Annotated in this window: 35 protein-coding genes; 1 reads left to right on the plus strand and 34 read right to left on the minus strand. The window is 55.5% G+C overall.

Features of this window, described 5'->3' with window-relative positions:
• Nucleotide 1: 1 nt before the first annotated feature.
• The 25 genes from AAC636_RS11180 to rpmC form a co-directional block, all read right to left on the minus strand.
• Nucleotides 2-1,216 (minus strand): amino acid ABC transporter permease, encoded by a 1,215-nt coding sequence (locus AAC636_RS11180; protein ID WP_340301555.1) that lies wholly within the window; start codon nt 1,214-1,216, stop codon nt 2-4.
• Between the two features lie 135 nt (nt 1,217-1,351).
• Nucleotides 1,352-2,371, minus strand: a complete 1,020-nt coding sequence (locus AAC636_RS11185; protein WP_340254049.1) for an amino acid ABC transporter substrate-binding protein — start codon at nt 2,369-2,371, stop codon at nt 1,352-1,354.
• A gap of 232 nt (nt 2,372-2,603) precedes the next feature.
• Nucleotides 2,604-3,335 (minus strand): ATP12 family chaperone protein, encoded by a 732-nt coding sequence (locus tag AAC636_RS11190; protein ID WP_340301556.1) that lies wholly within the window; start codon nt 3,333-3,335, stop codon nt 2,604-2,606.
• Entirely contained in the window at nt 3,332-4,015 is a 684-nt protein-coding gene (locus AAC636_RS11195; RefSeq protein WP_340301557.1) for an HAD-IA family hydrolase, read from the minus strand. Before AAC636_RS11195 ends, AAC636_RS11190 begins: the two co-directional genes overlap by 4 nt.
• Nucleotides 4,012-5,076, minus strand: a complete 1,065-nt coding sequence (locus AAC636_RS11200) for an RluA family pseudouridine synthase (protein ID WP_340301558.1) — start codon at nt 5,074-5,076, stop codon at nt 4,012-4,014. Before AAC636_RS11200 ends, AAC636_RS11195 begins: the two co-directional genes overlap by 4 nt.
• Complete coding sequence (gene crcB, locus AAC636_RS11205) at nt 5,073-5,453, minus strand: fluoride efflux transporter CrcB (protein WP_340301559.1); 381 nt, start codon at nt 5,451-5,453, stop codon at nt 5,073-5,075. The genes AAC636_RS11200 and crcB overlap by 4 nt, the downstream gene beginning before the upstream one ends.
• Nucleotides 5,454-5,508: 55 nt before the next feature.
• Nucleotides 5,509-6,828: a replication-associated recombination protein A gene (locus tag AAC636_RS11210; RefSeq protein WP_340259771.1), complete on the minus strand. Its 1,320-nt coding sequence runs from the start codon at nt 6,826-6,828 to the stop codon at nt 5,509-5,511.
• Between the two features lie 118 nt (nt 6,829-6,946).
• Nucleotides 6,947-7,366 (minus strand): 50S ribosomal protein L17, encoded by a 420-nt coding sequence (gene rplQ, locus AAC636_RS11215; protein ID WP_317657430.1) that lies wholly within the window; start codon nt 7,364-7,366, stop codon nt 6,947-6,949.
• A gap of 117 nt (nt 7,367-7,483) precedes the next feature.
• The gene (locus tag AAC636_RS11220) at nt 7,484-8,500 is read right to left on the minus strand and encodes a DNA-directed RNA polymerase subunit alpha (RefSeq protein WP_340259770.1); all 1,017 of its coding nucleotides are present in this window, start codon (nt 8,498-8,500) and stop codon (nt 7,484-7,486) included.
• A 110-nt stretch (nt 8,501-8,610) separates the two neighbouring features.
• Nucleotides 8,611-9,000: a 30S ribosomal protein S11 gene (gene rpsK, locus AAC636_RS11225; RefSeq protein WP_340301560.1), complete on the minus strand. Its 390-nt coding sequence runs from the start codon at nt 8,998-9,000 to the stop codon at nt 8,611-8,613.
• A gap of 14 nt (nt 9,001-9,014) precedes the next feature.
• Complete coding sequence (gene rpsM / locus AAC636_RS11230; protein ID WP_317657427.1) at nt 9,015-9,383, minus strand: 30S ribosomal protein S13; 369 nt, start codon at nt 9,381-9,383, stop codon at nt 9,015-9,017.
• 178 nt (nt 9,384-9,561) lie between these two features.
• Complete coding sequence (locus AAC636_RS11235) at nt 9,562-10,218, minus strand: adenylate kinase (RefSeq protein WP_340301561.1); 657 nt, start codon at nt 10,216-10,218, stop codon at nt 9,562-9,564.
• Entirely contained in the window at nt 10,215-11,591 is a 1,377-nt protein-coding gene (secY, locus tag AAC636_RS11240) for a preprotein translocase subunit SecY (protein ID WP_317657425.1), read from the minus strand. Before secY ends, AAC636_RS11235 begins: the two co-directional genes overlap by 4 nt.
• A gap of 129 nt (nt 11,592-11,720) precedes the next feature.
• Entirely contained in the window at nt 11,721-12,194 is a 474-nt protein-coding gene (gene rplO / locus AAC636_RS11245) for a 50S ribosomal protein L15 (RefSeq protein ID WP_340254027.1), read from the minus strand.
• Between the two features lie 106 nt (nt 12,195-12,300).
• Nucleotides 12,301-12,489 (minus strand): 50S ribosomal protein L30, encoded by a 189-nt coding sequence (gene rpmD, locus AAC636_RS11250; RefSeq protein WP_213675014.1) that lies wholly within the window; start codon nt 12,487-12,489, stop codon nt 12,301-12,303.
• Nucleotides 12,490-12,501: 12 nt separating this feature from the next.
• Nucleotides 12,502-13,065: a 30S ribosomal protein S5 gene (gene rpsE, locus AAC636_RS11255; protein ID WP_317657423.1), complete on the minus strand. Its 564-nt coding sequence runs from the start codon at nt 13,063-13,065 to the stop codon at nt 12,502-12,504.
• Nucleotides 13,066-13,185: 120 nt separating this feature from the next.
• Complete coding sequence (gene rplR / locus AAC636_RS11260; protein WP_317657422.1) at nt 13,186-13,545, minus strand: 50S ribosomal protein L18; 360 nt, start codon at nt 13,543-13,545, stop codon at nt 13,186-13,188.
• An 11-nt stretch (nt 13,546-13,556) separates the two neighbouring features.
• Nucleotides 13,557-14,090: a 50S ribosomal protein L6 gene (rplF, locus tag AAC636_RS11265; protein ID WP_317657421.1), complete on the minus strand. Its 534-nt coding sequence runs from the start codon at nt 14,088-14,090 to the stop codon at nt 13,557-13,559.
• Between the two features lie 13 nt (nt 14,091-14,103).
• Nucleotides 14,104-14,496: a 30S ribosomal protein S8 gene (gene rpsH, locus AAC636_RS11270; protein WP_317657420.1), complete on the minus strand. Its 393-nt coding sequence runs from the start codon at nt 14,494-14,496 to the stop codon at nt 14,104-14,106.
• Nucleotides 14,497-14,509: 13 nt separating this feature from the next.
• Nucleotides 14,510-14,815: a 30S ribosomal protein S14 gene (rpsN, locus tag AAC636_RS11275; RefSeq protein ID WP_340244635.1), complete on the minus strand. Its 306-nt coding sequence runs from the start codon at nt 14,813-14,815 to the stop codon at nt 14,510-14,512.
• Nucleotides 14,816-14,836: 21 nt separating this feature from the next.
• Complete coding sequence (rplE, locus tag AAC636_RS11280) at nt 14,837-15,400, minus strand: 50S ribosomal protein L5 (RefSeq protein ID WP_317657418.1); 564 nt, start codon at nt 15,398-15,400, stop codon at nt 14,837-14,839.
• On the minus strand, nt 15,400-15,705 hold the full coding sequence (gene rplX, locus AAC636_RS11285; protein ID WP_340244637.1) for a 50S ribosomal protein L24: 306 nt from the start codon (nt 15,703-15,705) through the stop codon (nt 15,400-15,402). The genes rplE and rplX overlap by 1 nt, the downstream gene beginning before the upstream one ends.
• Before the next feature lies 1 nt (nt 15,706).
• Nucleotides 15,707-16,075, minus strand: coding sequence for a 50S ribosomal protein L14 (gene rplN, locus AAC636_RS11290; RefSeq protein ID WP_005621870.1), 369 nt, complete (start codon nt 16,073-16,075; stop codon nt 15,707-15,709).
• Nucleotides 16,076-16,150: 75 nt separating this feature from the next.
• Nucleotides 16,151-16,381 (minus strand): 30S ribosomal protein S17, encoded by a 231-nt coding sequence (rpsQ, locus tag AAC636_RS11295; RefSeq protein ID WP_317657416.1) that lies wholly within the window; start codon nt 16,379-16,381, stop codon nt 16,151-16,153.
• Nucleotides 16,381-16,590 (minus strand): 50S ribosomal protein L29, encoded by a 210-nt coding sequence (rpmC, locus tag AAC636_RS11300; RefSeq protein WP_317657415.1) that lies wholly within the window; start codon nt 16,588-16,590, stop codon nt 16,381-16,383. Before rpmC ends, rpsQ begins: the two co-directional genes overlap by 1 nt.
• 242 nt (nt 16,591-16,832) lie before the next feature.
• On the opposite strand from rpmC, the gene AAC636_RS11305 reads away from it, so the two are divergent.
• Entirely contained in the window at nt 16,833-17,453 is a 621-nt protein-coding gene (locus AAC636_RS11305) for a 2OG-Fe(II) oxygenase family protein (protein WP_340259765.1), read from the plus strand.
• Between the two features lie 58 nt (nt 17,454-17,511).
• On the opposite strand, the gene rplP is transcribed toward AAC636_RS11305, so the two are convergent.
• From rplP to rpsJ, 9 genes are all read right to left on the minus strand, one after another.
• A complete protein-coding gene (gene rplP, locus AAC636_RS11310) occupies nt 17,512-17,925 on the minus strand; it encodes a 50S ribosomal protein L16 (protein ID WP_317657413.1) in 414 nt (137 codons plus the stop codon).
• A gap of 12 nt (nt 17,926-17,937) precedes the next feature.
• Nucleotides 17,938-18,645, minus strand: a complete 708-nt coding sequence (rpsC, locus tag AAC636_RS11315; RefSeq protein WP_340301562.1) for a 30S ribosomal protein S3 — start codon at nt 18,643-18,645, stop codon at nt 17,938-17,940.
• The gene (gene rplV, locus AAC636_RS11320; protein ID WP_317657411.1) at nt 18,645-19,025 is read right to left on the minus strand and encodes a 50S ribosomal protein L22; all 381 of its coding nucleotides are present in this window, start codon (nt 19,023-19,025) and stop codon (nt 18,645-18,647) included. The genes rpsC and rplV overlap by 1 nt, the downstream gene beginning before the upstream one ends.
• Before the next feature lie 3 nt (nt 19,026-19,028).
• Nucleotides 19,029-19,307, minus strand: a complete 279-nt coding sequence (gene rpsS, locus AAC636_RS11325; protein WP_217777634.1) for a 30S ribosomal protein S19 — start codon at nt 19,305-19,307, stop codon at nt 19,029-19,031.
• A gap of 3 nt (nt 19,308-19,310) precedes the next feature.
• On the minus strand, nt 19,311-20,153 hold the full coding sequence (gene rplB / locus AAC636_RS11330) for a 50S ribosomal protein L2 (RefSeq protein ID WP_317657410.1): 843 nt from the start codon (nt 20,151-20,153) through the stop codon (nt 19,311-19,313).
• A gap of 307 nt (nt 20,154-20,460) precedes the next feature.
• Complete coding sequence (locus AAC636_RS11335; protein WP_317657409.1) at nt 20,461-20,757, minus strand: 50S ribosomal protein L23; 297 nt, start codon at nt 20,755-20,757, stop codon at nt 20,461-20,463.
• Nucleotides 20,754-21,374 carry a 50S ribosomal protein L4 gene (rplD, locus tag AAC636_RS11340; protein WP_317657408.1) on the minus strand — a complete coding sequence of 207 codons (621 nt, stop codon included), beginning with the start codon at nt 21,372-21,374 and terminating at the stop codon, nt 20,754-20,756. The genes AAC636_RS11335 and rplD overlap by 4 nt, the downstream gene beginning before the upstream one ends.
• Nucleotides 21,374-22,120 (minus strand): 50S ribosomal protein L3, encoded by a 747-nt coding sequence (gene rplC, locus AAC636_RS11345; RefSeq protein ID WP_317657407.1) that lies wholly within the window; start codon nt 22,118-22,120, stop codon nt 21,374-21,376. Before rplC ends, rplD begins: the two co-directional genes overlap by 1 nt.
• A 14-nt stretch (nt 22,121-22,134) precedes the next feature.
• Nucleotides 22,135-22,443: a 30S ribosomal protein S10 gene (gene rpsJ / locus AAC636_RS11350; RefSeq protein ID WP_010400227.1), complete on the minus strand. Its 309-nt coding sequence runs from the start codon at nt 22,441-22,443 to the stop codon at nt 22,135-22,137.
• Between the last annotated feature and the right edge of the window lie 200 nt (nt 22,444-22,643).

Here is a 22,643-nt window from a genome sequence, read left to right on the forward strand (position 1 = left end):
CTCAGCGCTCCTTCAACTTAACGGCGTTGTTGTAGACATTCATCACGCCCGAAATGATTAGGGATGTGACCAAGTAAAAGACGCCCAAGAGGAGCATCCCTTCAAGCTCGCGGCCTGTTTGGTTGATCGTGATCCCACCCAAGGTAGACCGCACATCCATATAACCCACAGCAATCGCCAAGGAGGAGTTCTTGGTCAGGTTCAGATATTGCGAAATCAGGGGAGGGATGATCACGCGCAAGGCCTGCGGCAGGATCACCAAATTCATCGTGCGGTTGGGGCGCAAGCCCAAGGCAAAGGCTGCTTCGGTTTGCCCGCGTGACACCGCCAAAATACCTGAGCGCACAATCTCTGCGATGAACGCACCCGTGTAGAGCGACAACGCAAACCATAAGGCAATCAGCGAGTTGCGCACCTGTAGGCCGCCCGTAAAGTTGAACCCACCCAATTCAGGCAACTGCAGCGTGACTGGCCCGCCCAGAATGAAGTAGAAAATAACCGAAGGCACAAAGAACAAAGCCGTAGAAATCCAGAACACAGGCAGGATTTGACCCGTTGCCTCTTGTTTTTTGCGCGCATAGCGGCGGAAGGCCCAAATCGCAAAGAGTGAAGCAAAAAACACAGCCACAAGCAGGGTTGAGCCCTCACCCCAAATCGGACGCGGGATAAAGATACCGCGATTTGTAATCGCGATACTGTCGAACAGGATCATGGACGCATCCCCGCCTTCGCGGAAATCGCGCGGCTGTGGGGTGGCTTCGGTCATGACGGCGAAGATCACAAGGATCCACAACAGCAACGGCACATTGCGGAACCCTTCCACATAAACCGCCATCAACCGCGCTACGATCCAGTTTTTTGACAGACGCAAAACGCCTGCGATCACGCCAATTATCGTGGCAAGAATACAGCCCAGAAAAGCGACTAGCAGCGTGTTTAATATCCCAATAATCGCAGCACGGCCATGGGTGCTGTCGTTGGAATATTCGATCAAGCGCTGGTTGATATCATAGCCCGCGCGCGACCCTAGAAAGCCAAAATCAAAATCTTTGCCAAGCGCGGACAGGTTTTGAACCGTGTTCCAGCCAAGCTGCCAAAGAAAGGCCATGATCGTAATGAAAGCGAATACTTGGATCGTCATTGAGCGATAACGACGATCGTAAATCAACTGACCCAAGCGGAAGGGTTCAGAACTTGGATCCGGTGTCGAGGCCATGGCGGAATCCTGTCAATAAATCAGCGTAAAAAAGTTTGAGTGCGGCACAAACGGGTCGCAACACTTTCAGCGTAATTTTGGATATTAAAATAGAAGAAGGGCGCGAGAATGCCGCGCCCAACTTCCGTTCAGACCTTAGCGGAATGGTGGGGTGTAGAGCAGGCCACCATTAGTCCACTGCGCGTTCAAGCCGCGTGCCAGACCGATTGGGGTGCTTTCGCCCAAGTAACGCTCAAAGATCTCGCCATAGTTACCACCAGCAGAGATCGCGTTAACCGCCCAGTTTGCCTCAAGACCGAGCATCGCGCCGAGGTCGCCCTCAGTGCCAAGAATACGGTTGATTTCTGGGTTCTGACCAGGTGCAGCAGCCAATTCAGCAATGTTTGCCGAAGTGATGCCCAGCTCTTCAGCTGCGATCAAAGCGTTCAAAGACCAGCGAACGATGTCGCCCCACTCGTTGTCGCCGTGACGAACAAGCGGCCCGAGAGGCTCTTTGGAGATGATTTCAGGCAGAACAACGTGGTCACCTGGGTTCTCGAAGGTCGCGCGGGTTGCCGCAAGACCAGACGCGTCTGTGGTGTAAACGTCACAAGCGTTTGCGAGATACTGCTGCTGTGCTTCCGCGTTTGTTTCGATAGGCACGGGCTCGTAGCTCATGTTGTTCGAAGCAAAGAAGTCAGCCAAGTTCAACTCGGTGGTTGTGCCAGTCTGGATACATACGGTTGCACCGTCCAACTCAAGCGCGGAAGACACGCCCAAGGATGCAGGAACCATAAAGCCCTGACCGTCATAGTAGTTCACGCCCACGAATTCGAACTTCAGATCAACGTCACGGCTGAAGGTCCATGTGGTGTTACGTGCCAACATATCAACTTCGCCAGAGGCCAACGCGGTGAAGCGGGTCTGACCAGTGGTTGGAACGAACTCAACCGCCATTGGGTCGCCGAATACGGCGGCTGCAACGGCACGGCATACCGCAACGTCAAAACCTTCCCAAACGCCGCTGGCATTTGGTTCTGCGAAGCCTGTGAGACCTGTGGTCACACCACAGTTCATGCTGCCACGCGCTTTGACCTCATCAAGGGTCGACGCTTGGGACATACCCGCAGCCATACCAGCAACTGCCAGCGTAGCTAGGACTACAGATTTTTTCATATTTACCTCTTCCTATTGGACCGCCCTTTTGGGCTGTTTCCTCAATGGCCGTAAGACCACCTTCATGTCAGTGGCCCGCAGAAGCGAGCCAATGCCGCTTAATTGGGCAAATATACCGCCCAAGGTCAAGGCTTGAAGCTACGTTTATGAAACATTAAGCCTAACTTTATAGCAGCCGTTCGTGGGATGTTTGCTGCTTAGGCAGATTACATATTCATTAAAAAACAAGGCCTCAACCTGCCACAAGGGCCTCGTGCCCGCCTGCAAGTCTGTAAAAATGTGCTGCGAGAAGAAAAGCGTCCTTTTTCTTTGCTGCCACATCCAAGGCTTCTTCGTCTTCGCCCCAAAGCTCTGCCTGAAAATTTTCATCGATTCGCGACAGATTCCATGCCTCTTGCGGCGAGAACTGCCCTTTCGCCACGGCGAGCCCCAATAGGACTGAGCCAGAGATGGAAATCAGGTCATGCAATGCGGTCAAAGAAAAATTATCAAACTGCGAGAGAAGTTGATGCACCCGATCAAGGCTATCCTGCGGTTGCGGCACGGGCAAAACGCCGATTGTGACGATCAAGGGCGCGTTCAGCTCGCTTGCAGCCCAGTCCAAAACGGGTCGCCATCCCGCTTCTTGGCGTGTGGCCAATTCCTGTGGGTGATCTGCCCTGTGACAGAGTAAATCTGTCTCAGCATAGGCCGCTAGCATCGCCACAACCTCTGGCTTTTGTGCGCTGACCTTATCAATCGCGGCATTTGCCGACCGTGTGACAGGCATGGTGAGGGGCTTGATCTCTTCGGCTTGGGCCATCCATTCTGCTGCAATCGCCTCGGCCATGGTTTGGGTTGGCACAATCAGCGGCGCCTTAAGCGGTGTTTTGACGGCCCGTGTGTCCAAGTGAACCGTATAGCCACCTTCCACCGTTTCAACGCTGGCAGATGTCCAAAAACGGCGGGCTTTCCATTCGCTCATGTCAGGCTCCAAATTCGTTCAAGGGCAGCGGGCAAATCACCAAAGCGCTGCAAAATGGGGTCGGCCCCAGACTGCCGCAAATCCTCTACGCTGTGATACCCCCAAGAGACGCCAATAGCCTGTGCGCCTGCGGCCTTCGCCATTTCGACATCATAGGTCGCGTCACCAATCACCACGGCCCGCGCGGCGGGCACATCACATTCAGACAAACAGGCCTTCACCATCGCGGGATGTGGCTTTGAGGGGTGATCATCCGCAACCTGAACGGAGGCAAAATAGGGTCGCAGCCCATGTTGATCCAAAATATGTTCCATCCCCCGCCGTGACTTGCCAGTTGCAATAGCCAAAACAAAGCGCGGGTCAGCCTGCAGCGTCTCTAGAACTGACATCGCCCCCTCAAACAACGGCGACAAGGCCGCGCCATCCGCGCTGAGGCGCAAAGATTGAAAGGCCGCCTTATACCCTTCGACCAAATCAGCGCGCATCTCGGCACTATGATCAGGCGCAAGGCGCAGCATGGCCACGGGTAGCGATAGGCCTACGATTGACAAGGTCTGCGCACGGCTTGGCGCAGGCAAATCAAGGCCGCCAAATGCCGCCTCCATCGAAGCTACAATATGTGCCTGACTGTCGATTAACGTGCCATCGACATCGAAAATGATCAGATAAAGCGCAGTCATCCGAGCTCGTCATAAAACGGGTCAACGGGCACATCTTCGGCGCGCCAGTCGAACAATTCCCAAGTGCGGGCCATGTGATCAGGCAAGGCTGCGGTTAGCGTGAGATCCCGTTTGGTGAAAGGGTGACGGAATTTCAGATAGCGCGCGTGAAGATGCAGTTTGCGGCTGATTTCACCCCCCAATTGCGCGCCCCATCCATCGCCCAAATTTTCCTGACTGCTGCCGCCATATTTGCCATCCCCCACGATCGGGTGGCCAAGTTCTGCGATATGGGCGCGCAATTGATGGGTGCGACCAGTAATCGGCACCATCGCCACCCATGACACCCGCCCCCCAAGCGCAGAGAGCGTCGCATAATCCGTCTCGGCCCGCTTGGCCCCATCGGTGGTGGCGATTTCAGATGGATGAAGGCAGCGCATCTTTTCGCCTTCGCCCCCTTTGCCATGGCCTGCGGCCTTTACCAATCCAAACTTGATTTTGCCCATTCGGGGCAAAGGCGCGCCTGCAACGGCGGCCCAGTAAATCTTGCGCGTCTCACGATGGCGAAAGGCATCGCTGAGGGCCTGCGCGGCTTGCCTGCTGCGCGCCAAGAGCAAAACGCCCGATGTGTCCTTATCCAAGCGATGAACAAGGCGCGGCTTATCCTCACCCTCGCGCGCGAGACAGGCCGCCAACGCATCAACGTGCCGCCCCCCTTGCCCACTGCCGCCTTGCGTGGGCAAGCCTGCGGGTTTGTTAATCGCAATCAGATGATCGTCTTGATAGATGACCGCGCAGCGCATCATCGCGGCATCCGCGTCCGAGATGGCCGATTTTTGCACCCGCGGCGCGCCAAGCGCATCTTCGGGCATTGGGTCAGGCAAGGGGGGGATGCGCACCTCCTGCCCAGATTGCAGGCGTGTCGCAGGTTTCACGCGCCCGCCATCGACACGGATTTCACCTTTACGGCACATCTTCTCAATGCGGCCTTGCGGGATATGCGGGAAAAGCCGGCGGAACCACCGATCAAGCCGCTGATCCGCATCTGCATCCGCGACAGCCAAAACCTGAACACCCGTCATGGCAGCGCCACCCGTGTCAGCATCAAACCCAAGAAAATCGCAACGATAGAGAGGATGACCGAGCCCAGAATATAGGCCGCCGCCAACCCTAAATCGCCCCGCTCATAAAGCGTGATGACCTCAAGCGAAAAGGAAGAAAATGTTGTAAACCCGCCCAAGATCCCCGTCATGACGAAAGGGGATAAATGGGTCAGCCCGCGCTGTGCGGCAAGGCCCACAAAAAGACCCATCAATAAAGAGCCAAGAATATTGACCGAGATAACCCCAACGGGAAAAGCGGTCGGCCCAAGCGCACGATGCAGACCCACGCCAACGAGATAGCGCAGCGATGCACCAATCGCGCCCCCAAGGGCCACCTGAAAAACTGTCCAAATCATGGGTGGCTCTTTCTGCCCCTGCCTGTCTGTTGTCAACCAAAAGCCGCGGCACGGGTCACTCATCGCGGTTTCGGTCGCGCCTAAGCTTCGCAAAATATGCTACCCGCTTTCCAAGATCGCGCTCAAACCCACGCTCTACAGGTTCATAAAAACTGGGGCGCGTGATTGTATCGGGAAAGTAATTCTGCCCAGAAAACCCATCTTCAGCATCGTGATCATAGGCATAGCCTGCGCCATAGCCGTGCTCTTTCATCAGCTTGGTTGGGGCGTTTAAGATATGCTTCGGCGGGGCAAGCGATCCTGTCTGCGCCGCCAATTTACGCGCGGCCTTATAGGCGACATAGGCGGCATTCGATTTTGGCGCGAGGGCCAGATAGATCACAGCATTGGCCAAGGCCAGCTCACCCTCGGGCGAGCCCAAACGCTCGTAGCTTTGCCACGCGGCCAAACAGACCTGCTGCGCCTGCGGGTCAGCAAGGGCAATATCCTCAACCGCCATACGCGTCAGACGGCGCGCCAAGAACCGAGGGTCTTCGCCCCCCTCCAACATGCGCGAGAACCAATAGAGAGCCGCGTCTGGATCAGACCCGCGAATGGATTTGTGCAAAGCAGAAATCAGGTTGTAATGGCCATCGCCCGACTTGTCATATTGCGCGGCGCGGCGCTGTAGCCGCACAGAGAGCGTGGCCGCGGACACCCCCGCATGGTCGGGCCATGCAGCCACCTGTTCGATGAGGTTCAACATGGCACGCCCGTCCCCATCGGCCATGGCAATGAGGGCTGCTTGAGTTTCTTCAGGCAAGGCCAAATCGCGCGCCAATTCGCGCTCAGCCCGTGCCAAAAGGGCGCGCAGGTCGTCCTCGCTAAGACGGTTCAAGGTGAGAACCTGCGCGCGAGACAGCACAGCGGAATTGATCTCAAAACTGGGGTTCTCGGTCGTGGCTCCCACTAACAAGATTGTGCCATCCTCCATCAGGGGCAAAAAACTATCTTGTTGGGCTTTGTTAAAGCGGTGGATTTCATCCACGAATAAAAGCGTGCCCTGCCCCGCTTTGCGGCGCAGCTTTGCGGCATCGAATGTTTTGCGCAGCTCCGCCACGCCTGAAAAAATCGCGCTGATCTGTTCAAACTGGAAATCCGTCTCGCGCGCCAAAAGCCGTGCAAGCGTGGTCTTGCCCACGCCAGGTGGCCCCCAGAAAATCAACGAGGACAGCGCCCCGGCATCCAACATCAACCGCAAACTGCCCTCAGGCCCTAGCAAATGCTGCTGACCAATCACATCCTTCAACTCGGACGGGCGCACACGATCTGCCAAGGGGCGCATGGCCTGCGCCTTTGGGGAGGGGTCTGGATCAGATTGAAAGAGATCACTCATGGCCAAAGCCTAGCCTTTGCAGGAGCAGAGGAAAATCCCCCATGCGCGGTCGCGCAAAAAGAAAACCCCCCGCGATTGGCGCGAGGGGTTTTCAAAACTATTCGCAAAAGAGGTGCGCTTATTCAGCCGCCGCTTCTTCTGCAGCAAGGCGCGCACGATCTGCGGCACCTTTTGCTTCGGGATCACGATCCACGAATTCGATGATGGCCATTGGCGCCATGTCACCATAGCGGAAACCCGCCTTGAGAACGCGCACATAGCCGCCCTGACGCTCCGCATAGCGGGGGCCGAGAACTTCGAACAATTTCTTTACATGGGCGTCTTGCTTCAACGCAGCAGCCGCTTGACGGCGTGCGTGCAAGTCACCGCGCTTGCCCAATGTGATCAGCTTCTCAACCACACGGCGCAGGTCTTTCGCCTTAGGCAGGGTGGTTTTGATCTGCTCATGCTCAATCAATGAGCCAGCAAGGTTCGAGAACATCGCTTTGCGGTGTTCATGGGTTCTGTTCAGACGGCGATAGCCAGATCCGTGACGCATGGTTAAATCTCCTTCATTTCATGCTTTGTCCGAGAGCCGTGCGTTGCGTCTCTCTCCTTATTGGGGCGGGATGCCCGGGGGTGCGAGAGGCGCGCATCACGCGCGCCCCTTGCGAAATCAAAAATTGTCTTCGTATTTCTTAGCCAGCTCTTCGATATTGTCTGGCGGCCAATCAACGATATCCATACCCAAATGCAGGCCCATACCAGACAGCACTTCCTTGATCTCGTTCAAGGACTTGCGGCCAAAGTTTGGCGTGCGCAGCATCTCGGCTTCGGTTTTCTGGATCAGATCACCGATATAGACGATGTTGTCATTCTTCAGGCAGTTTGCAGAGCGAACCGACAATTCCAACTCGTCCACCTTCTTGAGGAGCAACGGGTTGAATTCGAGATCATCATCATCATCCTGACGACCTGCGGCTTCTGGCTCGTCAAAGTTGACGAAGATCTGCAATTGATCCTGCAAGATACGTGCAGCATAGGCCAAGGCATCCTCAGGGGTGACCGAGCCATCTGTTTCCACTTTGACAGTCAGTTTGTCGTAATCGAGAACCTGACCTTCACGGGTCGGCTGCACGTCATAGGATACTTTCTTGACGGGCGAATAGATCGCGTCAATCGGGATCAGACCAATTGGCGCATCTTCCGGCCGGTTCTTATCTGCAGACACATAGCCTTTGCCCGTGTTCACCGTCAGTTCCATGAAGAAATCCGCGCCGTCATCCAAGTGACAGATCACGTGATCCTTGTTCAGAACTTCGATACCTGCGCTTTCGGAAATGTCGCCTGCGGTGACAACCTTAGGCCCTTTTGCGGTCACGGAAAGGCGCTTTGGCCCCTCAACTTCCATGCGCAAGGCCACGCCTTTGAGGTTGAGAACGATATCCGTTACATCCTCGCGCACACCGGCGACCGAGGAAAACTCGTGCAAGACGTTATCGATCTGCACAGAGGTGATGGCCGCGCCTTGCAGCGAGCCCATCAAAACGCGGCGCAGCGCGTTGCCAAGCGTCAGACCAAAGCCACGCTCAAGCGGCTCGGCAATCGCAGTTGCCTTGCGCGCAGGGTCGGTGCCAGGGTTTACAACCAGCTGGGTTGGCTTGATCAGTTCTTGCCAATTCTTATGGATCATTGTGGAGCCTCCATTCCTGTCGCTGACCGATCCAAGGCCAGAGACGCTCGAGGATCAAATAACCACTCAGGCCGCATGACGCGCACGCGACCCAAGAAAAATCGCACTTGTCACACGCGGCGACGCTTTGGCGGGCGGCAGCCATTGTGCGCGATTGGGGTCACGTCACGAATAGACGTGATCTGGAACCCAACAGCGGCCAAAGCACGAAGTGCGGATTCACGACCAGAGCCTGGCCCCTGCACTTCGACTTCTAGTGTTTTCACACCATGTTCCTGTGCCTTGCGGCCCGCATCTTCTGCGGCCATCTGCGCGGCATAGGGGGTGGATTTACGGCTGCCCTTGAACCCCATCGTGCCAGCAGACGACCAAGCGATCGCATTGCCCTGCACGTCAGAGATCAGGATTTTTGTGTTGTTGAACGAGCTGTTCACATGCGCCACACCAGCGGCGATGTTTTTACGTTCTTTGCGTTTTACGCGGGTCTTTTCACGAGCCATTTATCTGCCTCCCCTTACTTCTTCTTACCCGCGATTGCCTTTGCAGGCCCCTTACGGGTTCGCGCGTTGGTGTGGGTGCGCTGACCGCGCACAGGCAGGTTGCGGCGATGACGGAGGCCACGATAGCACCCCAAATCCATCAAACGCTTTACGTTCATCTGAACTTCACGGCGCAAGTCACCTTCTACGGTGAAATTCGCATCGATATGTTCACGAATTTTCAAGACTTCGGCGTCAGACAATTCATTTACGCGGCGCGCAGGGTCGATCCCCACGGCTTCGCAGATTGAATATGCAGATGATTGGCCAATGCCAGTGATATATGTCAGCGCAATAGGAACGCGCTTGGCTGTGGGGATGTTGACCCCTGCGATACGTGCCACTTATCTTTCCTCTCGTTGCGGTTCCGTAGCCCCAGAACCTTTTTTCACAACCAAAAAGTCTTGCTGCAAAAAAGCCGCAAGACCTTTTTCGATTTATCAGGCGGCATCCGCCCGATGATTCCCTTGATGGGAAGCCTGCGGATAGGCTTTTTCCCTTCCCCCGTCAAGGGGATAGGGGTTAAGATCTGGGCTGATCCAATATGGCTGCGATGCCACCTGCGACCGCATCAATCTCGCCCAAACCATCCACCGCCTGCAAATGCCCCTTGGCGTAGTAGTAGCCAATCAGCGGCGATGTCTTTTTGTAATATTCCATCAGGCGCTGTCGCAGACTGTCTTCGTTGTCATCCGCGCGGCGCTTGAACTCGGCACCGCCACAGGTGCTGCAGGTGCCACTGGCAGGAATTGGTTTGGTGATGTCATTATACACCTCACCGCAGCCACCGCAGGTTGAGCGCGCCGTGATCCGCGCCACAAGGGCCTCATCATCCACACGCATTTCAATCACTGCATCAAGTGCAAGACCCATCTCGGCCAGTAATGCCTCAAGCGCATCTGCCTGTGCCAAGGTGCGGGGAAACCCGTCAAAGATGACGCCGCCAGCAGGGCCAGCATCTAGTTTCTCGCGGATCAGGCCAATGACAATCTCATCCGTCACCAATTCACCACGGGCCATCACATCGGCGACCCGTTTGCCCATTTCCGTGCCAGAGGCCTGCGCCTCGCGCAACATATCCCCGGTGGAAAGCTGAACCATGCCACGCGCCTCAACCAAGAGGCGCGCTTGGGTTCCCTTACCCGCACCTGGGGGGCCGAGAAGAATAATCGCGGTCATTTGCGCTGTGGCGTGCGGCGCTTGGCACGCCCCGCGCCCGTCCCTTTGCGGCCACGCAGTTGAGATCGCTCAAGCAAGCCCTCGTATTGATGGGCCAGCAAATGCGATTGGATCTGCTGCACCGTGTCCATGCCGACCGAGACGATGATCAGAATGGATGTGCCGCCGAAATAAGCCGTGATTGACAAGTTCGAGCGCACAATCTCGGGCAGGAGGGCGACCAAGGTCAAATACCCTGCACCAAGCACGAGAACACGGTTCACCACATATTCCAAATATTCCGAAGTGCGCTGACCAGGACGGATGCCCGGAATAAACCCATTTTGGTTTTTTAGATTGTCCGCCACATCATCGGTCTTAAAGGCCACATTCAGCGTGTAGAAATAGGTGAAGAAAATCAGCATACCTGCAAAGAACAGCAGATAGAGGGGCTGACCGGGGCCAAAATTTGCAAGGATCCATGACAGAACTGGCCCTGCCGCCTCACTGCCCGAAAAGGTCGTCATGGTTGTTGGCAACAACAACAAGGATGATGCGAAGATCGCTGGGATCACGCCCGCAGGGTTAACTTTGATCGGCAAATGACTGCTGCCGCCATCATAGACCTTCATGCCGACTTGGCGGCGGGGGTATTGGATGTGGATCTTACGCAGGCTGCGTTCCATGAACACCACGAAAAACAGCGTTGCGATCAACATCACAATCACGCCCAAAACCATAGGCGTGGACAAGGCACCAGAACGGCCCTGTTCAAAAAACTGCGCCAGAGCCGCAGGGATTTCTGCGATGATACCAACAAAGATGATCAGAGAAATGCCGTTACCGATGCCGCGCTGCGTGATCTGCTCGCCAAGCCACATCAGGAACATCGTCCCGCCCACAAGGGTGATCACACAGGCCGCGCGGAAATACCAACCCGGGTCCGAGGCAAGACCGCCCGACTCCATGCTGACAGCCAAACCATAGGCCTGCGCGGTTGCCAAGGCGACCGTGCCGTAGCGCGTATATTGGTTGATTTTCTTACGGCCCTGTTCGCCCTCTTTCTTCAACTGCTCCAAGGCAGGCACCATCGAGGTCATCAGCTGCACAATGATCGAGGCTGAGATATAGGGCATGATCCCCAATGCGAACACACCCATGCGGCTTAGGGCGCCGCCTGTGAACATGTTCAAAACACCGCCCAGACCTGCAGAGGCCGCGTCAAAGAAATTGCGCAACTCTTGCCCGTCAATCCCTGGAACAGGAATATAGGTGCCGATCCGATAAATGATCAAAAGACCAAGCGTGAACCAAATGCGCTGGCGCAATTCGGACGCTTTGCCAAACGACTTCCAACTCAGATTAGCCGCCATCTGTTCAGCTGCTGAAGCCATACCGCCCCTCATCATATATTGCGCCGCAAGACCGAGCTTGCGATCTTGCGGCGCGATAAACCCTGCCCTTGATGTATGCGGCTCAGCCGCAAGTCTCAAGGCTCATCTTGGTCGAAAGCCTGCGGCAGATTACTCTGCCGCTGCTGGTGCCGCTACGTTGAGCTTGCCACCTGCTTTTTCAACAGCTTCAACCGCTGCTTTGGAAGCACCTGTGACAGTGATCGTTACTTTCTTCGAGATATCACCTTTGGCCAAAACGCGGATGCCGTCCAACTTGCGGCGCACCAAGCCCGATGCAACCAATGCATCTTCGGTGATTTCTGCTTTTGCGTCCAATTTGCCCGCCTCGAGGAATTTCTCGATCAGGCCCAAATTAATGACAGCGAATTCTTTGCGGTTTGGCTTGTTGAAGCCACGCTTTGGAAGGCGCTGATAGAGGGGCATCTGACCGCCTTCATAGGCGTTGATGGCCACACCCGAACGGGATTTCTGACCTTTGATACCACGGCCACCCATTTTACCTTTGCCAGAACCAGGGCCACGGCCAATTCGCTTGGCTTTCTTGGTTGCACCTGGGTTATCGCGCAATTCATTCAGTTTCATGTCGCTACTCCTTTAGCCGGAATTACCACCCGAGCGACCGTGGCGGCAAACGCGGCACAATGATCAAAAGCGCCCCAGAAAGCTGGGGCAGGATTAAGGGCGCGGATTAACCGCGCTCCTCAATGATTTCTACCAGATGCGGGATCTTGTTGATCATGCCACGCACAGAAGGGGTATCTTCCAACTCGCGGGTTTTGTGCATCTTGTTCAAACCCAAACCAATCAGCGTTGCGCGCTGATCTTGAGGGCGGCGGATCGGCGAGCCGATCTGTTTTACAACGATAGTTTTAGCCATTGCTCACTCTCCTCAGGCGTCTGCCGCAACTTCGGCTTCGGGCTTGCGCAGGATGTCGGCAACTTTCTTGCCGCGGCGCGCAGCCACCTGACGAGGCGAGCTTTCCTGACGCAGACCATCAAGGGTTGCGCGGATCATGTTATAAGGGTTCTGCGAGCCCAATGATTTCGCAACAACGTCCTTGATGCCAAGCATCTCGAACACGGCGCGCATTGGACCACCCGCGATGATCCCCGTCCCCTCAGGGGCGGTGCGCATCACAACATTGCCTGCGCCATGACGGCCCTGCGCATCGTGGTGCAGGGTGCGGCCTTCGCGCAGAGGCACGCGAATCAGGTTGCGCTTGGCTTGTTCGGTTGCCTTACGGATCGCTTCAGGCACTTCTTTGGCTTTTCCTTTGCCAAAGCCCACACGACCACGCTGGTCACCGACAACCACCAGAGCGGCAAAGCCGAAACGCTTACCACCTTTTACGGTCTTCGATACGCGGTTGATTGCGACCAGACGGTCGGCGAATTCTGGGGTTTCTTCGCGCTCTTCGCGGCGACGGCCCCGACGTTGTTCACGTTCTGCCATGTTTGGCATCCTTCAGTTCTGGCGCATCCCGCGCGCCTGTTTTGGTCAATCGCAGTGAGGGGCACATGAAAGGCCCTCTCCCCGATCATCGAGGCGGCACTTGCGCGCCGCCTACATGGATTAGAACTTCAAACCACCTTCGCGGGCTGCGTCAGCCAAAGCTTTGACGCGGCCGTGGAACAAGAAACCGCCACGGTCGAAATAGCATTCCGACACGCCTGCTTTCTTTGCACGGTCTGCAATCGCTGCGCCCACTTTTGCGGCCGCTTCGACATTGTTCTTGCCAACAACGCCCAGATCTTTTTCGAGCGAAGATGCCGAGGCCAAAGTCACGCCTTTCACATCGTCGATCAACTGAACGCTGATATTCTTGTTCGAGCGGTGAACAGAGAGGCGCGCGCGCCCGTCTGCCATTTTCCGCAGCTTGTTCCGAACGCGCAGGCGGCGCTTGAGGAACAGTTCTCGTTTGCTGTTTGCCATCTTCGTCGCCCTTACTTCTTCTTACCTTCCTTGCGGAAGATATATTCGCCCTTATAGCGGATCCCCTTGCCCTTATAGGGCTCGGGCGCACGCCATTCGCGAATGTTTGCTGCAACCTGACCGACCAATTGCTGATCAATCCCTTCGATCACCACTTCGGTTGGCTTTGGTGTTGTCACCGTCACACCTTGTGGCACTTGGAAATCCACATCGTGGCTATAACCCAAGGACAGTTTCAGAACATTGCCTTGGATAGCGGCGCGATAACCCACACCTGTGATCTCCAGCTCTTTCTTGAAGCCATCCGTCACGCCAGTGACGAGGTTCTGAACCATCGAACGGCTCATACCCCATTGCTGGCGCGCACGCTTGGACTTGCCGCGTGGTGTCACATCAACCGCGTTGTCATTGACTGCGATTGTGACATCATCGGTGGCGGTAAAGCTACGGGTGCCTTTTGGCCCCTTCACCTCGATCGTCTGGCCCGACACAGTGGCTGTTACACCACCAGGCAGTCCGACCGGTTTTTTCCCAATACGAGACATGCTTCAGGCCTCCTTAGAATACGGTGCAGAGAACTTCGCCGCCGACATTGGCCTGACGTGCATTCGCATCGGACATCACACCTTTGGAGGTGGAGACGATGGAAACACCAAGACCTTGCCGAACCTGCGGAATATCCTGCACGTTCATGTAAACACGACGACCGGGGGTGGATACGCGCTTAATCTCGCGGATCACGGGGCTGCCTTCATAGTATTTCAGGCTGATTTCCAGCGCAGGATGCCCTGCGGCATCAGAGGTGCGCTCGTAGCCGCGGATATAGCCTTCATCGGCCAACACATCCAAAACCCAAGCACGCAGCTTGGAAGCGGGCGTAACGACTGTGGACTTGCCACGCATCTGCGCATTGCGGATGCGGGTCAGCATATCACCAAGAGGATCATTCATCTGTCAGACCTCCTTACCAGCTCGACTTAACCATGCCGGGGATTTGGCCGTTCGAGGCCAATTCACGCAGCATGATACGCGAGACTTTCAGCTTACGGTAATAGGCCTTTGGGCGCCCCGTGAGCTGGCAACGGTTATGAAGACGAGTGGCGGAGCTGTTACGTGGCAGCTCTGCCAGTTTCAGACGAGCTTTAAAACGCTCTTCCATCGGCTTCGATTCATCATTCGCGATTTCTTTCAGCGCGGCACGCTTTGTTGCGTATTTCGCAACAAGCTTTTGGCGCTTAACTTCGCGTGCAACCATGGACTTCTTTGCCATTGTTCTACTCTCCTCCCGCGATCACGAATTGAAGGGCATGTTGAAATGCTTCAACAGCGCCTTGGCTTCCGCGTCAGTTTTCGCGGTGGTGCAAATGATAATGTCCATTCCCCAAACCTCATCGACCTTGTCGAAGTTGATTTCAGGGAAAACGATATGTTCTTTGATGCCCATGGCGTAGTTGCCACGGCCGTCAAAGGACTTGCCAGACACGCCGCGGAAGTCGCGGATGCGCGGCATAGCCACAGTGATCAGACGATCAAGGAATTCATACATGCGGTCGCCGCGCAGGGTAACCTTTGCGCCAAGAGGCATATCTTCGCGAACACGGAAGCCCGCGATGGATTTCTTTGCCTTGGTCACAACGGCCTGCTGGCCTGCAATCGCGCTGAGGTCTTCCTGAGCGGATTTGACTTTTTTACTGTCACGCACGGCTTCGGCGCCTGCGCCGATGTTCAGAACGATCTTATCCAAACGTGGGATTTGCATATCGTTCTTATAGCCGAACTCTTCCTTCATCGCAGGGCGAACAGTCGAAGCAAAAGCCGCCTTCAGGCGTGGGGTATAGTTTGCCGTATCAAGCATTAGATGGCCTCCCCCGTGGTTTTGGCGATACGCACCTTCTTGCCGTCTTCAACCTTGAAGCCAACACGGGTGGGTTTGCCGTTTTTGTCCAGAAGCGCCAGATTGGACAGGTCAATTGGCATCGCCTTTGGAAGGCGGCCGCCTTGGCCCTGTGCAGATTGGCGGGTGTGACGGATGGCGATGTTCACGCCGTCCACGATGGCCTTGTTGGCCTTTGGCATAACAGCAGAGATTTCACCCTCTTTGCCCTTATCCTTGCCAGCAAGCACGACGACCTTGTCGCCCTTTTTCAACTTGGCAGCCATATTACAGCACCTCCGGAGCGAGCGAGATGATCTTCATGAAGTTCTTCGCACGCAACTCACGCACAACTGGCCCGAAGATACGGGTGCCAACAGGCTCGTTGTTGTTGTTGAGGATCACGGCCGCATTGCGGTCGAAACGGATGGCTGTGCCATCTTCGCGGCGAACTTCTTTTGCGGTGCGCACGACAACGGCCTTACGGACATCGCCCTTCTTTACACGACCGCGTGGGATGGCTTCCTTAACGGAGACCACGATGATGTCACCCACCGAGGCATATTTCCGCTTGGATCCACCCAGAACCTTGATGCACTGAACTCGGCGAGCGCCAGAGTTGTCAGCTACATCCAGATTGGTCTGCATCTGGATCATAGTGGTATCTCCCGACCTTTGGGGGCGCCGATGCGGACATTACCCCCAGGGTTTCGTTAAACTGAAATTCAGCGCTTAGTTTGCGATGACTTCCCAGCGTTTCGACTTCGAAATTGGCGCACATTCCTGAATGCGGACGATATCGCCAACTTTGAATTGGTTCTGCGGATCGTGGGCCCGATACTTCTTGGACTTACGAACCGTCTTCTTCATCACTGGGTGCGTAAAGCGGCGCTCTACAGACACGGTGACGGTTTGTTCATTCTGATCAGAGGTGACAACACCTTGCAGGATACGTTTGGGCATTAGTTGGCCTCCCCTGCGGCTGCTGCTGCCTTCTGAGATAGAATCGTGTTCACACGGGCCACGTCACGGCGCACTTGGCGCATACGGGCGGTGTTTTCCAATTGGCCAGTGGCCTGTTGGAAGCGCAGGTTAAACGCTTCCTTCTTCAACTGAACAAGCTGATCACGCAGCTGGTCAGGCGTTTTATCACGTAGGTCTTGCGCGTTCATCGCGTTGGTCTTCCTTTTCAACAATCAACGGAGGGCCGCAAAAAGCGTCACCCTGATTCCGTTGGAGTAGGTGGATAAGGGCGGCACATACGCGCATCTTGGGCATATGGCAACCCCACGGGGGAATTTATCCGCGTTTTTCAAAGGCGGTTGTGGTCTGCCCTCGCCCCGCACCTAGACCTAGGCTATGGTTCCGTCATCCGTTCCGCGCGGCTTGGCGCATCTTGATCTAAGGAAGGCCTATGGCACAGATATCATCCTTATTCGTCACACTCCTCTATCACGGCAATCTGCACGAGGCAGCCCCTCACCTTGATTTGGCCGAGTTAGAGCAATCTTGCCTGGTTATCGCAGAAGATGACGAAGCAGGTCAAACATGGTGCGAGGAAAACGGATATCCTGGATATACGTCCTATGCCTCGCTCACCGATCTGCCTTGGCGCTTTCCGATCTTTGCGGATTTGGTGAAAATTCTCGATCATCATGTCGCTGAATTCGTCAAGGATTTGGAATTCGATCTGGATGGCCGCGCTCTGGTTCTTGAGGATTTATGGATCAACATCCTGCCCGAAGGCGGCACGCATAGCTCGCATATTCATCCGCATTCGGTGATTTCGGGGACGACCTATGTTGCAATGCCCGAAGGTGCATCGGCGTTGAAACTGGAAGACCCGCGCCTGTCGCGCATGATGGCGGCCCCAACGCGGGCCAAGACCGCACGCGCAGAATTACAGCCCTTTATCTATGTAAAGCCGAATGTCGGTGATGTGCTGCTATGGGAAAGCTGGTTGCGCCATGAGGTGCCGATGAATATGGCCGAGGATGAGCGGATCAGCGTCAGCTTTAATTATCGTTGGGACTAAAGAAAAACCCCCGCAGATTGCTCTGCGGGGGTTTTGATTTTCACAAACGAAACTGAAATTACCAGTCTTCGCGTGCCACGGTGCGTGTTTTGATTGGCAGCTTCATCGCGGCAAGGCGCAGCGCCTCGCGTGCGATTTCTTCGTTAACGCCGTCAATCTCAAACATAACGCGGCCTGGTTTGACCTTGCATGCCCAGTAATCGACCGAACCTTTACCTTTACCCATACGCACTTCGGTTGGTTTCGAAGTTACAGGGGTGTCAGGGAAGATGCGGATCCATACACGACCTTGACGCTTCATGTGGCGTGTCAGGGCGCGGCGGGCAGCTTCGATCTGGCGCGCGGTAACGCGCTCAGGCTGAAGGGCTTTCAGGCCAAAGGTGCCAAAGTTCAGGTCAGACCCGCCTTTTGCTTCACCCTTAATGCGGCCTTTGTGCATCTTGCGGAATTTTGTGCGCTTTGGTTGCAGCATCTGTCAAACTCCTCAGCGATCACGGCGCGGGCGTGGTGCCCCACCGCTATCCTGCATTTCGGCCAAACGGCGATCACGCGCCGATGGATCATGCTCAAGGATTTCACCCTTGAAGATCCAGACCTTGATCCCAATGATCCCGTAAGGTGTGGACGCTTCTGTATGCGCGTAGTCAATGTCTGCGCGCAATGTGTGAAGCGGCACGCGGCCCTCACGATACCATTCGGTGCGGGCGATTTCAGCGCCACCCAAGCGACCAGCCACGTTAACACGGATACCCAAGGCACCCATGCGCATCGCGTTCTGCACGGCGCGCTTCATTGCGCGGCGGAACGAAACGCGGCGCTCAAGCTGCTGAGCGATGGACTCTGCCACCAATGCCGCATCAACTTCTGGCTTGCGCACTTCAACGATGTTGAGGTGCAATTCGCTGTCGGTCATTGCGGCCAGCTTTTTGCGCAGGCCTTCAATATCCGCACCTTTTTTCCCGATGATAACACCAGGGCGAGCGGTGTGGATGGTGACGCGGCACTTGCGGTGCGGACGCTCGATGATGACTTTGGAGACACCAGCTTGCTTGCACTCTTTCGCCACGAATTCACGCATACGCAGATCTTCGAGCAACAGGTTGCCGTAATCCTTGGTGTCCGCATACCAGCGGCTGTCCCAAGTGCGGTTGACCTGCAGGCGCATGCCAATTGGATTTACCTTATGACCCATTACGCTTGCTCCTCGACCTGGCGAACCTTGATGGTTAGTTCAGAGAACGGCTTGTGGATGCGGCCAAACCGACCACGGGCACGTGGACGACCACGCTTCATGATCAGGTTCTTGCCAACATATGCTTCGGCAACGACCAATTCATCCACATCAAGGCTGTGGTTGTTTTCAGCATTCGCAATGGCAGACTGAAGGCATTTCTTCACGTCAATCGCGATGCGCTTGTTGGAAAAGGTCAACGCGGTCAAAGCCTTGTCAACTTTCTTCCCACGGATCATTTGCGCGACGAGGTTCAATTTCTGCGGGCTTGTGCGCAACATGCGCAGTTTTGCCATCGCTTCATTGTCCGCCACGCGGCGGGGATTCTTATCCTTGCCCATGGCTTACTTCCTTTTCGCTTTCTTATCCGCAGCGTGCCCGTAATAGGTGCGCGTTGGAGAATATTCACCGAATTTCTGACCGATCATGTCTTCAGTGACGTTCACGGGGATGTGCTTTTGCCCGTTATAGACACCAAAGGTGAGGCCAACGAATTGCGGCAGGATGGTTGAACGGCGCGACCAGATTTTGATCACTTCGTTGCGCCCAGACTCCCGCGCTTTTTCTGCCTTCTTGAGGACGTATGCGTCGACAAAAGGGCCTTTCCATACAGAACGGCTCATCTATTAACGCCCTTTCTTCTTGGCATGACGCGAGCGGATAATCAGCTTCTGCGATGCCTTGTTCTTGTTGCGGGTGCGTGTGCCCTTGGTATCCTTACCCCATGGGGTAACTGGCGTACGGCCACCAGATGTGCGGCCTTCACCACCACCATGTGGGTGATCGATTGGGTTCATCGCAACACCACGGACGCTTGGACGCTTGCCCATGTGGCGGACGCGGCCCGCTTTACCAAGGTTTTGGTTCGAGTTGTCAGGGTTTGACACGGCACCAATGGTTGCCATGCATTCCTGACGCACCAGACGCAATTCACCAGAAGAGAGGCGGATCTGAGCATAGCCACCGTCACGACCAACGAACTGGGCATACGTGCCCGCCGCGCGTGCAATTTGGCCACCCTTACCGGGCTTCAATTCGATATTGTGAACGATTGTCCCGATGGGCATGCCCGAAAATGGCATTGCGTTACCGGGCTTAATATCTGCTTTTGCAGAGGCGACAACCGCATCCCCAACAGCCAAACGCTGTGGCGCGAGGATATAGGCCTGCTCGCCATCGCTGTAGCGGATCAACGCGATGAAGGCGGTGCGGTTAGGATCGTATTCGATCCGTTCAACCGTGGCTGTGACGTCAAATTTACGACGCTTGAAATCCACGATACGATAGAGACGCTTCGCGCCACCACCGCGGCGGCGTGCGGTAATCCGTCCGGTATTGTTCCGACCGCCCTTTTTCGTCAAACCCTCAGTCAAGGATTTGACAGGACGTCCTTTCCACAGCTCCGAACGGTCGATCAGCACCAGCCCGCGCTGGCCCGGCGTCGTCGGCTTATACGACTTAAGTGCCATGCTTTCTGTCTTCCGTTTGCTAACGGCAGGTAATTAAAAACCCACCTATGTTGTAAGTCCCCCGAATTGGGTGACCGATAAATGAGGGCCCCGAAGATCCCAGTGAAATGTCGTTCATGCGAACAACAGCAAAGCCCCAGACGAATCTGGGGCTATCGCGATGGCGCTGTGTAGGAAAGTGAAGCCTTAAGGTCAAGGCCCCTTCCCGACTGTGTAGCCGCCTTTGCGATGAACAAGGCCCCAACCGCATCCGCAGTCGGGGCCTCGCTGAGGTCAGATCAGGCAAAACGCCCGAACGTGGGACAGATCAAAGACCTGTGGCCACGTCGATTGTGTTGCCTTCTTCGAGCGTTACATAGGCCTTCTTGACATCCTTACGGGTGCCCGCGATGCCACGGAAACGCTTGTTCTTGCCTTTGGTGACAGTTGTATTGACCGCTTTCACCTTCACACCAAACAGGCTTTCAACAGCCTCCTTGATCTGGGGTTTATTCGCATCAATCGCAACTTCGAACACAACCGCATTGTTCTCGGAGGCCATAGTGGCTTTTTCCGTGATGATCGGGCGGCGGATCACGTCATAATGTTCTGGCTTCGTGCTCATTTTAGGCGAGCCTCCAGTGCTTCGACACCCGCCTTCGTCAACACCAGAGTGTCGCGCTTGAGGATGTCATAGACATTCGCGCCCATGGATGGCAGCACATCGAGACCCTCGATGTTGCGCGCCGCTTGGGCGAAGTTCGCATCAACCGTTGCACCGTCAATGATCAAGGCACGCTTCCAACCAAGGTTCTTCACCTGCTTGGCCAATTGTGCGGTTTTCGCCTCGGCCATGGCCGCTGCTTCGATGATCACCAACTCGCCTGCCGCCACTTTGGCAGACAAAGCGTGCTTCAGACCAAGCTTACGAAACTTCTTAGGAAGCTCGTGCGCATGGCTGCGTGGGGTTGGGCCTTTGTAAATGCCACCCTTACGGAAGATCGGCGCCTTACGAGACCCGTGGCGCGCGCCACCAGTGCCCTTTTGGCGATAGATCTTCTTGGTCGAATAGCTGACTTCAGAACGGGTTTTAACCTTGTGCGTGCCTGCCTGCGCCTTATTACGCTGCCAACGGACAACGCGGTGCAGGATGTCAGCACGGGGCTCAAGACCAAAAATGTCATCGCCAAGATCAACAGATCCCGCTTTGCCACCGTCCAATTTAATGACGTCAAGTTTCATTATGCTTCACCTCCCTCGGCGGGGGCGTCCTCTGCGGGGGCCTCGGTTGCAGGCGCAGCTGCGGCGGCGGCGGATTTCAAAGCAGCAGGCAAAACAGCATTCTCAGGGAATGGCTTTTTCACCGCATCTTTGATGGTCACCCAACCACCTTTGGTGCCAGGAACAGCGCCTTTGACCATGATCAGGCCACGATCTGCATCGGTGCGAACAACTTGCAGGTTTTGAGTGGTGACGCGCACCGAGCCCAAATGGCCTGCCATTTTCTTGCCCTTAAACACGCGACCAGGATCTTGACACTGACCTGTCGAACCATGCGAACGGTGGCTGATCGAAACGCCGTGAGACGCACGCAAACCGCCGAAGTTATGGCGCTTCATCGCACCCGCGAAACCTTTACCGGTCGAGGTGCCAGACACGTCAACGAATTGACCTTCAAAATAATGGTCTGCGGTGATTTCTTCACCAACGGCCACCAAATTCTCAGGGTCAACACGAAATTCCGCAAGCTTACGCTTAGGCTCAACCTTTGCAGCGGCGAAATGGCCGCGCATCGGCGCCGAAACGCGCTTTGCTTTTGCGGAACCTGCACCGAGCTGGATGGCAGTGTAGCCATCTTTGTCAGTGGTGCGCTGTGCCACAACCTGAAGACCATCCAATTGCAAAACAGTCACAGGGATCTGACGACCATCTTCCATGAACAGGCGGGTCATACCCAATTTTTTAGCGATCACTCCAGAGCGCAACATATCCGATGCCCCCCTTAGACCTTGATCTCGACATCCACGCCAGCGGCGAGGTCGAGCTTCATCAATGCATCCACAGTCTGTGGTGTTGGATCAACAATATCCAACAGACGCTTATGGGTGCGAATTTCCCACTGGTCGCGGCTCTTCTTGTCGATGTGAGGCCCACGCAGAACAGTGAATTTTTCGATCTTGTTTGGCAGCGGGATAGGCCCGCGCACCTGTGCACCCGTCCGCTTGGCGGTGTTCACGATTTCCTGCGTGCTGGCATCCAGAACGCGGTAATCAAACGCCTTGAGGCGGATACGGATGTTTTGGCTTTGAATGGCCATTACTCTGATCCTTTACGATTGAGAGGAGGGCAATGTGTCACCACATTCCCTCGTCGAACCGGTTTCAATTTGGGTGCGAAATTGCACCCAGCGGGTGAAGATGGCACGCGGGGTTTCCCCCGCGTGCCAATCTCAAATCTTAAGCGATGATTTTGGAGACCACGCCTGCGCCGACTGTGCGGCCGCCTTCGCGG

The sequence above is a fragment of the Roseobacter sp. HKCCD5988 genome (assembly GCF_037830355.1).
Lineage (GTDB): Bacteria > Pseudomonadota > Alphaproteobacteria > Rhodobacterales > Rhodobacteraceae > M30B80.